General features: G+C 72.4%; 5 protein-coding genes. 3 read left to right on the plus strand and 2 right to left on the minus strand.

Translation table 11 applies throughout. From position 1 onward, the window contains the following. Both gdhA and MNY62_RS06745 read right to left on the minus strand, forming a co-directional pair. Positions 1 to 1,281 (minus strand): NADP-specific glutamate dehydrogenase (gdhA, locus tag MNY62_RS06740; protein WP_242343347.1); only part of this gene is annotated, 1,281 nt, incomplete at its 3' end. Between the two features lie 462 nt (positions 1,282 to 1,743). After that, on the minus strand, positions 1,744 to 5,418 hold the full coding sequence (locus MNY62_RS06745) for a DUF3683 domain-containing protein (protein ID WP_242342582.1): 3,675 nt from the start codon (positions 5,416 to 5,418) through the stop codon (positions 1,744 to 1,746). A 132-nt stretch (positions 5,419 to 5,550) separates the two neighbouring features. Here MNY62_RS06745 and MNY62_RS06750 point away from each other — a divergent pair, with 132 nt between their 5' ends. The 3 genes from MNY62_RS06750 to MNY62_RS06760 form a co-directional block, all read left to right on the plus strand. After that, a complete protein-coding gene (locus MNY62_RS06750; RefSeq protein ID WP_242342581.1) occupies positions 5,551 to 5,949 on the plus strand; it encodes a bacteriohemerythrin in 399 nt (132 codons plus the stop codon). Positions 5,950 to 6,152: 203 nt separating this feature from the next. Beyond that, positions 6,153 to 7,064, plus strand: a complete 912-nt coding sequence (locus tag MNY62_RS06755) for a hypothetical protein (RefSeq protein WP_242342580.1) — start codon at positions 6,153 to 6,155, stop codon at positions 7,062 to 7,064. A 402-nt stretch (positions 7,065 to 7,466) separates the two neighbouring features. Further along, the coding region (locus tag MNY62_RS06760) for a pyruvate carboxylase (protein ID WP_242343348.1) at positions 7,467 to 10,341 on the plus strand (2,875 nt) is incomplete at its 3' end.

Here is a 10,341-nt window from a genome sequence, read left to right on the forward strand (position 1 = left end):
GACGTAGTTGCCCTTGGCGCCGAACTCCTCGGCCGTCTCGAAGCAGGTCTGGTGGATGTTCTTCATGATGTTGGCGAGCCGCTTCTCCGTGTACTCGAAGGTCCACGAGTCGCGGGACGCGTTCTGCTGCATCTCGAGCGCGGAGGTGGCGACGCCGCCCGCGTTCGCGGCCTTGCCCGGGCCGTAGGCGATGCCGGCCTGGAGGAACACCTGGATGCCCTCCGGCGTGGTCGGCATGTTCGCGCCCTCGCCGACGGCGATGCAGCCGTTCTTGACGAGCAGGGCGGCGTCCTTGCCGTTGATCTCGTTCTGCGTCGCGGACGGCATCGCCACCTGGCAGGGGATCTCCCAGATGTTGCCGCCGTCCACGTAGCGCGCGTGCTTGCGGTACTCGACGTAGTCCTTGATGCGCCGGCGCTCGCGCTCCTTGAGCTGCTTCACGAGCTCGAGGTCGATGCCCTTCTCGTCGAAGATGTAGCCGTTCGAGTCGGAGCAGGCGACGACCTTGCCGCCGAGCTGGTGGATCTTCTCGACCGTGTAGATCGCGACGTTGCCGGAGCCGGAGACGACGCAGCGCTTGCCGTCGAACGAGTCCTTGCGGACCTTGAGCATCTCCTCGACGAAGAAGGTGGCGCCGTAGCCCGTCGCCTCAGTGCGCACGAGCGAGCCGCCGTAGTCGAGCCCCTTGCCGGTGAGGACGCCCGCCTCGTACCTCGAGGTGAGCCGCTTGAACTGCCCGTACAGGTAGCCGATCTCGCGGCCGCCCACGCCGATGTCGCCGGCGGGGACGTCGGTGTGCTCGCCGATGTAGCGCCAGAGCTCGGTCATGAAGCTCTGGCAGAAGCGCATGATCTCGTCGTCCGACTTGCCCTTCGGATCGAAGTCCGAGCCGCCCTTGCCGCCGCCGATGGGCAGGCCGGTGAGCGCGTTCTTGAAGATCTGCTCGAACCCCAGGAACTTGATGATCCCGAGGTAGACCGACGGGTGGAAGCGGAGCCCGCCCTTGTACGGGCCGAGCGCGCTGTTGTACTGGACGCGGAACCCGCGGTTGACGTGGACCTCGCCCTTGTCGTCCTGCCACGGCACGCGGAAGATGATCTGCCGCTCGGGCTCGATGATCCGCTCGATGATCTTGCGCTCGCGGAACTCGGGGTACTTCGCCAGGACCGGGCCGACCGACTCGAGGACCTCCCGCGCTGCCTGGTGGAACTCCACCTCGCCCGGGTTGCGGCGCAGCACGTCCTGGTAGATCGTCTCCAGCTTCTCGTCCTTCATGACCATCTGACTGCTCCTTGGGTTTTGGGCGCGATCCCTCTGCCCCTGTGAAGCGCGAGAGCATGCCGGACCGGCGCCGTCCCTCGCCACGGACGCAGCGTACGTGTCGGACGGAAGGTGCGTCCGGGGGCGGGCGCACGCCGCCCCGGCCGTCTCCGGCCGAAGGCGATGCGGCAGCGCGCCGCACTCGCAGGGAGGGACGCAGTCCCTCCCGGCGGGGAACGGTCGCGAACCCGCGCAGCGGGCGCGACCGTTCACGGGCCCCGCCGAGCAGGGGTGGGCGCCGCGCCGGTCCGCACGCGCTCAGCAGGGAGGGGCCCCGTCGCGAAGCGACGGGGAGGGACGCAGTCCCTCCCGGCGGGGAACGGTCGCGAACCCGCGCAGCGGGCGCGACCGTTCACGGGCCCCGCCGAGCAGGGGTGGGGCCCCGACGAGCTTCGCTCGGCGGGGCGGGGGCGCAGCCCCCGTCTAGAAGTGCACGGCCGCGGCTCGCGCGGCCTGCGCGCGGAACTTCTCGCGCCACTCCGCTCCGGAGAGCCGCTCGGCGAGCGCGACGGCGAGGTGCTTCGGCTCGACGCCGAGCGCCGCGTTGCGCCCGAGGCCCTGCACGCAGGAGGGGCAGTTCGTCAGCACCACCGCGCCTCGCGGCCGGCCGTCGAGCGCCTCGGCGATCGCCTCGCGCTTGCGGTGGAGCATGGCGTCCGTGATGTCGGGCCTGGAGAGGGCGAGCGTCCCCGCCTCCGAGCAGCAGTGCGGCACCGCCTCGAGCTTGCCGAACCCGCCGATGCGCCCCAGGACCGCGCCCGCCTCGCCGTCGAGCGAGTCGTGGCAGGGCGCGTGGTAGAGGACCGGCGCCGCACCCGGCGCGGCCGCCGAGAGCGAGAGCCCGCGCTCGGCGGCGTAGCGCGCGACGTCGACGATGCGCCCGCCGAAGAGCTTCTCCGCCTCCATGGCCTCGAGCCCCTCGCGGCAGGTGCCGCAGGTGACCACGCAGCCGTCGAAGGCGAGGTAGCTGAACATCTCGCGGATCTGGCTGAAGAGGATGGTGTCGCGCAGCACGGTCCGGGAGTGCTGCTCCGCCTTCGCGTTCGCGTGGGCGGGGAAGCCGCAGCACAGGAACGGCGGCGGGACGACGACCCGCACGCCGAGCGAGACCAGCACGTGGAGCGCCGCCATGGAGACGTGCGAGTACAGCCGCTCCGAGCCGCAGCCCGGGAAGTAGAAGACGCTCCGCTTCGCGTCCCCGTCCTCCGGCTCGAGCACGAGCACCTGGTCCTGCTCGCAGGGCGGGAGCACGTCGCGGAGCGTCTCGGCGGGGATCGGGGGCACCGGCGAGCGGAGCACCTGGAGGGCGTACGGGGCGCGGCGCGCGTCGGCGGGCTGGAGCGGCGCGGCGATGGCGCAGGCGGCGCGCTGGACCGCGCCGCCGAGCCGCACGAAGCCGCCGTGGAACGCGGCGTTCGCGGCCGGCGAGCGGCTGTCGAGGTAGGCGAGCGTCGCGGCCGTCGCCGCGGTGGTGCGCTTGTAGCCCCAGCTCGCGAGGATCTCGCGCTCGAGGACCGACACCTCGCCCGAGTCGATGTCCACCGGGCAGGGCTTCGCGCACTTGTGGCAGATGGTGCAGTGGTCCGCCACCTCCTCGAGCCAGCGGAGGAGCTCGAACTGCGTCGAGCGCTCGCGCTGCGCGTCGTAGAGGAGCGCCTCGATGAGCGCGCCGATGGCGAGGTTCTTGTTGCGGGGGTGGAAGAACATCCCGCGCGCGGGGTGGTAGACGCAGCAGTCCGCCTTGCACTTGCCGCAGCGGACGCAGTGCGCGATGGCCTTCGCGAGCGCCTCGAGCTGCCCGTGCTGGAGGATGCGCGCCTCGAGCTCGAGGAGGTTGAAGGAGGGCGTGAACACCTGGTCGAGGACGTCGAGGTCCTCGAGCTTGCCGGGGTTCATGAGCCCGCCCGGATCGACCTCGCGGCGGTGGGCGGCGAGCTCCCGGATGCGCTCGGGCTCGAGGTACTTGAGCTTCGTGACGCCGATGCCGTGCTCGCCGGAGACGACGCCGCCGAGCGCGATCACCCGGGCCATCACGGCGTCGATGACCTCCTCGGCGCGGCGGAGCATCGGCCGGTCGTTCGAGAGCACCGGCACGTTCACGTGCACGTTGCCGTCGCCGGCGTGCATGTGGGTCGCGAGCACGACGAGCCGGTCGCGCACCTCGCGGTGCGCCTTGTCGAGCGTGGCGAGGAGCCCGGCGTAGCCGCGGACGAGCTGGGCGAGATCGCGCCGGAGCGCCTCGATCGGCTCGAGCGCGCGGAGCGCGCGCGCGTCAGCGCCGGCGAGCGCCGGCCGCGCCGCGGCGCAGCGCGCGAGCGCGGCCGGGATCTTTCGCGCGAGCCACTCGGGGTCGTCCTTGGGTGGCGGGGCGAGGCGCAGGATCTCCTCCGCGCGCTCCACGAACCGCCCCTGCGCGTGCCGCTCCTCCTCGACGTTCGTGGCCTCGATGAAGCGGGCGAACTCGGCGAGCGCCTCGAGCGGGAGGACGACGTCCTCGTTCATCTTGAAGGCGTTCGTCCGGCGGGCGATGGCGCCGAGCTTCTTGCGGTCGGCCCAGAAGCGCTTCGCCTCCGCCGCGTCGCGCGCCTCGAAGAGCTCGGTGTTCGGGTGCTCGTCGAGGATGCGCCGCATCCGGTCCACCCCGCGCGCGGCCTCCTCGGCCGAGTGGCCGACCACGTCCACGAGCAGCACCGCCTTCGGCGTCTCCGGGCGCGGCGCCTTCACCTTGTAGTCGATGGCGCGGACGTACTCGTCGTCGAAGTGCTCCAGCGCGGAGAGGGCCTCCTTGCCGCCGTCGGGGAAGGGGAACGCCCGGGCGAGCTGGAGGATGACGCGCGAGGCCTCGTCGAAGTCGGGCCCGAAGAACTCGAGGCACAGCGTCCGCTTGGCCTCGTACTCGCGGTAGAGGACGAACTCGGCGGAGGTGATGACGCCGTCGGTGCCCTCCTTCTGCAGGCCGGGGACGCCGCCGAGCGCCTTGTTGGTGATGTCCTTCCAGAGCCCCTTCTTGCGGATCTCGGCGCCGGTGAGGGCGATCCGCTTCACCAGGCGGCCGTCGTCCTCGAGGACGTCGAACGTTACCGGGTCCTCGGGCAGGATCTTGCGCAGCCGGTGATCGACGCGCCGCACCGTCCACTGGCGGCCGGAGGGCATCGCGATCCGCCACGACACCAGGTTGTCGATGCAGGTGCCCCACAGGACGCAGTCCTTGCCGCCGGCGTTCTCCGCGATGTTGCCGCCGATGGTGCAGGCCCACGCGCTCGTCGGGTCCGTCGCGAACACGAGGCCGCGCTCGGCGGCGTGCTCCATCGCGCGCTCGGTGACGACCCCCGCCTCGAGCTCGACCACCTTCGCGACCGCCTCGCGGCCGTCGCCGAGCCGGAAGGACCGCTCCGACACGCCGCGGATGCGGTTCAGCTTCTCGGTGTTCACGACGACGCAGCCGGGCCGGAGCGGGACCGCGCCGCCGGTGAGGCCGGTGCCGGCGCCGCGCGGGATCGCCTTGAGGCCGAGCCCGGCGATGGCGGCGAGGAGCGGCGCGACCTGCCGCTCGTCGTCGGGCATCACGACGGCGACCGGGAGGTGGAGGCGCCAGTCGGTCGCGTCGGTCGCGTGCGAGACGAGCGTGAACGGATCGAAGAGGACGTTGTCCTTGCCGACCACCGCGCCGAGCATCCGCACCATGCGGCCGCGCAGGTCGCCCGCGCCCTCGACGTCCGCGCGGAACTCGGCGAGCAGCTTCCGGCAGGCGCCGAGCACCTCCGCCACCCGCGGCTCCCCGTTGGCGTTCCGCCCGACGATGCCGAGGTCCTTCTCGATGTTGCGGAAGAACCGGCGCCGGCGCGTCCCCGAGTCCACGAGCTCCTGGAAGAGGAACGCGTTCCGCCGGTGGATGAGCAGCTCGCCGAAGAACCGCATCAGCAGGCGCGCGCTGCGCCCGGTGACGCGGAGGCTGCGGAGCTCCTCGAGCCTCGCCCACAGCTCCGGGCCGAGGAGCTGGGAGATCGCCGCCCGGTCGTCGGCGGACGTGTAGTTGAAGGGGATCTCCCGGACTGCGGGAGAGGGGGCGAGCGCGGCTTCGAGGATGGGGTGCTGCATGTGAAGCACCCCAAGGTAGCAGGTTTTCCGACGCCCGTCGCCCCGTCCCCTGTCCGCGGGCTGGCGAGGCTCCCGCCTTCAGGGGAATCTCGCGCCCGGCGGGGAAAGAGACAGGAACGAGGAACACCACGAATGGCCATCCAGTGGACTCACGCCCTCGCCGTCGGCGTCTCCGAGATCGACGCGCAGCACCAGGAGCTGTTCCTCCGCGCCGCCCGCGTCGTCGACGCGCTCGACGCGGGCGAGCGCGCCGACGTCGTCGAGCTCGTCCAGTACCTCCACGGCCACGCCGTCACGCACTTCGGGCTCGAGGAGACCTGGATGCGCGAGACCCGCTACCCCGGGTTCGTGCGGCACAAGGCCGAGCACGATCGCTTCGTGGCGGACCTCGCCCAGATCGCGGGCGAGCTCGCGCGCGGCCAGGGCGCCGTGCCGTTCCGCGTCGGCCGGTGGCTGGCGGAGTGGCTGGAGACGCACGTGGGCCAGTCCGACCTCGAGCTCGGCCGCTACCTCGCCAGGCGGAGCGCCTAGCGGCCGGCGGCATGGCCGCTCCTCGGGGCGGCGATGGCGCGGCGCTGCCTCCGCAGCAGCGCCGACAATTCCCCTCCCGCGGCGTCTGCGCGTCCGCGGTGGGGCACGTCGCGTCTCACGCGGAGTCCGAGCGCTGCCCGGGCTTCCGGCGGCTCCCTAAGATGATCGCCGGCTGCCGGCTGGGTCGGACGAGGGGGGCGCACATGAGGGCTCTGGGAGCGATCGTGCTCGTCGCGGCGGTGAGCGGGTGCACGTCGGTCAAGGTGGCGCAGCGGGACGGCTGCTGGGTGCGCAGCACCCACAAGATCTTCGGCCAGGTACGGGAGGAGGTCGGGCCCTGCGCGCGGACCGCCTCGCCCTGGTCCGACGACCGCCTCACCCGCCTCGTCCAGGAGTGCGTCGCCCGCGAGGACTACCGCTGGCAGATGCGGGCGCTCGCGGCGTGGAGCCGCGGTGAGCCGATGCCGGCGGACCGCGAGACGAACGTGCTCGCGGCGTGCACGAGCGACGCCGCGCGCGCTGGCTTCGCCGAGAACGAGGCGCTGAAGCAGAAGCTCGACGCCGCGAACGACCGGCTCTCGGGCGCGAAGGAGCGGCTCGCCGACGTGGCCGGCGACCGGGACTCGCTGCGCAAGCGCTCCGAGCTCGAGCACGACCGGCTGTACGCGAGCCACGAGCAGCTCGCCGCGGCGCTCGGCGAGGCCGCGAAGAAGGCGTCCCCGCCCGCGACCGCGACCGCCACCGCCTCGAGCGACGGGCGCGCGCAGCTGGACAGCAAGGAGCGGTCGGAGAGCACGAGCCCGCAGCCGGCGCCCGTGGCGTTCGCGAACGCGACGCCGTGGGCCGCCCCCGCGCCGCCCACGGTCCTCGCCTGCGCGCCCTCGCAGCCCGCGACGGCCACGCCCGCGAAGCGCGCTCGCGCGCAGAAGCCGGTCGTCGCAGCCAAGGCCCCGGAGTGCGTCCCGCCTGCCACGGCGGCGCCCGCGGGGCAGCCTACGAGCCCGGTGATCGAGGCCGGCACCGCCGTCGCCGCGCCCGCGCCGGGGCAGGTGGTGAAGGCGGCGGAGGACAAGCCCGCGGTCGCCCCCGCGCAAGCGGCTGGCGCGGGGAAGTGAGGGGAGGGGAGCGACGACGTCCGGTCGGGACCCCGACCTCGACCCCGACCTCGACCCCGACCTCGACCTCGACCCCGACCCCGACCCCGACCTCGACCTCGACCCCGACCCCGACCCCGACCCCGACCCCGACCTCCCGATTCCAGAATCACGTCCGCCCGGGCTCCGGACCCCTCGACACATCGCGTCGAAGTGTGCTCCATTGCCGCACGTAGGACGCGCTGGACCGAGCCGAGGCTCGCCAAGCCCGACTTGATCCTCCTCGCAACCGCGCCTGCTCCAGCAGGCCCGGGCGGCCAGCAGCGAACGACACCCGAGACCCCGACGCCCGCGCCGCCGCGACGGGTGGGCGTCCACCGTTCGCTTCGAGGAGCCGCAATGCCCGTCCCGTTCAAGAGAGTCATGGCCGCGAACCGCGGCGAGATCGCCATCCGCATCTTCCGCGCCTGCACCGAGCTCGGGATCCAGACCATCGCGATCTACTCGGAGGAGGACCGGCTCTCGCTGCACCGCTACAAGGCGGACGAGGCGTACCTCGTCGGCAAGGGCAAGAAGCCCATCGACGCGTACCTCGGCATCGAGGAGATCGTCGCGCTCGCGAAGCGGCTCGAGGTGGACGCCATCCACCCCGGCTACGGCTTCCTCTCAGAGAACGCCGAGTTCGCGGAGGCGTGCGGGCGCGCCGGCATCGTCTTCGTCGGGCCGACGCCCGAGATGCAGCGCCGGCTCGGCGACAAGGTGGCCGGCCGCAAGGCGGCGCAGGCGGCCGGCGTGCCGGTGGTGCCCGGCACCGCCGAGCCGATCCAGCACGACGAGGAGGCCCTCGTCTTCGCGCGCGAGCACGGCTACCCGATCATCATCAAGGCGAGCGCCGGCGGCGGCGGGCGCGGCATGCGCGTCGCGCGCAACCAGCGCGAGCTCGTCGAGGGGCTCGTCTCGGCGCGGAGCGAGGCGGGCGCGGCGTTCGGGAACCCGGCGGTCTTCCTCGAGCGGTACATCGAGCGGCCCAAGCACATCGAGGTGCAGATCCTCGGCGACCACCACGGGAACCTCGTCCACCTCTTCGAGCGCGACTGCTCGATCCAGCGCCGCCACCAGAAGGTCGTCGAGTTCGCGCCCTCGCTCTCGCTCTCCGAGGCGCAGCGCGCGACGATCTGCGAGGACGCGCTCAAGATCGCGCGCAGCGTCGCGTACCGGAACGCCGGCACGGTGGAGTTCCTCGTGGACCGCGAGGGGCGCCACTACTTCATCGAGGTGAACCCGCGCATCCAGGTGGAGCACACGGTCACCGAGAGCATCACCGGCCGGAACCTCGTCCAGGCGCAGCTCCTCGTCGCCCAGGGCAAGCGGCTCTCCGACCCCGAGATCGGCATCGCGCGCCAGGAGGACGTGCAACGCCGCGGCTTCGCCATCCAGTGCCGCATCACCACCGAGGATCCGCAGAACGGCTTCGCGCCGGACTACGGGGTGCTGAAGGCGTACCGCTCGCCGGGCGGGTTCGGCGTGCGCCTCGACGCGGGCAGCGCCTTCACCGGCGCCGTGATCACCCCGCACTACGACTCGCTGCTCGTGAAGATCACGACCTGGGGGCTCACGCTCGGCGCGGCGGCGCGCGTGATGGACCGCTCGCTCCAGGAGTTCCGCGTACGAGGGGTGAAGACCAACATCTCGTTCCTGGAGAACGTGGCGCGCCACCCGGTGTTCCTCGCCGGCGACTGCGACACGTCCTTCATCGAGGGGCACCCGGAGCTCATGCAGGCCCCGGTGAAGAAGGACCGCGGCACGAAGCTCCTCCGCTACCTGAGCGAGGTCGTCGTCAACGGCTCGCCCGGCGTCGCGAAGCCGCTCCGCTCGGCGGAGCTGCGCGAGCCGCGCCTCCCCAGGGTGGACGTGACGAGCGCGCCGCCCCGGGGCACGCGCGACCTCCTCCTCGAGCGCGGGCCCGAGGGGCTCGCGCGCTGGGCGCTCGAGGAGAAGCGGCTCCTCTTCACGGACACGACCATGCGCGACGCGCACCAGTCGCTGCTCGCGACCCGGGTCCGCACCGGCGACCTCGTGCGCATCGCCCCGGCCACCGCGCGGCTCGCCGCCGGCCTCTTCTCGCTCGAGCTGTGGGGCGGCGCGACGTTCGACGTGTCGATGCGGTTCCTCAAGGAGGATCCGTGGGACCGGCTCCACAAGCTGCGCGCCGCGATCCCGAACGTCCTCTTCCAGATGCTCCTCCGCGGCTCGAACGCGGTCGGCTACACCAACTACCCGGACAACGTGGTCGAGCGGTTCGTGGAGGAGGCGTCGAAGAGCGGGGTGGACGTCTTCCGGGTGTTCGACTCCCTCAACTGGACGAAGGGGATGACGGTCGCCTGCGAGGCGGTGCGCCGGCAGAAGAACGCCGTGCTCGAGGCAGCGCTCTGCTACACGGGCGACATCACCGACCCGCGCCGTGACAAGTACCCGCTCGACTACTACGTCGCGCTCGCGAAGGAGCTCGAGCGGATGGGCGCGCACTTCCTCGCCGTGAAGGACATGGCCGGGCTCCTCAAGCCCTTCGCCGCGGCGAAGCTCGTGAAGGCGCTCAAGGAGGCGGTCGGCATCCCCGTCCACCTGCACACGCACGACACCTCCGGCGTCGCGGCCGCGACCCTGCTCGAGGCGGCGCGCGCGGGCGTCGACGTGGTGGACGCGGCGCTCGCCCCGCTCTCGGGCCTCACCGCCCAGCCGAACCTGAACTCGCTCGCGGCGGTGCTGCGCGGCGCGGAGCGGGACCCGGCGCTCGACGAGGACGGGCTGCAGGAGCTCGCGGCCTACTGGGAGACGGTGCGCGAGTGGTACGCGCCGTTCGAGTCCGGGCTGCGCAGCGGGACCGCCGAGGTGTACCGCCACGAGATCCCCGGCGGCCAGTACTCCAACTTCAAGCCGCAGGTGGCCGGGCTCGGCCTCCTCGACCGGTGGGAGGAGTGCAAGGACATGTACCGGAAGGTGAACCTGCTCTTCGGGGACATCATCAAGGTGACGCCGTCGTCGAAGGTCGTCGGCGACATGGCGATGTTCCTCGTGAAGAGCGGCCTCGAGCCCGAGGACCTCTTCACCGAGAAGGGCAAGGATCTCGCCTTCCCGGAGTCGGTGGTCGGGCTCGCGAAGGGCATGCTCGGCCAGCCGCACGGCGGGTTCCCGGAGGAGCTGCGCCGGGTGATCCTGAAGGGCCAGGAGCCCATCACGCGCCGCCCGGGCGAGCTCCTCGAGCCCGCCGACCTCGAGCGCGAGCGGGCGCGCGCGGCGG

This window comes from Anaeromyxobacter terrae (assembly GCF_022690685.1).
In the GTDB taxonomy this organism is placed as follows: domain Bacteria; phylum Myxococcota; class Myxococcia; order Myxococcales; family Anaeromyxobacteraceae; genus Anaeromyxobacter; species Anaeromyxobacter terrae.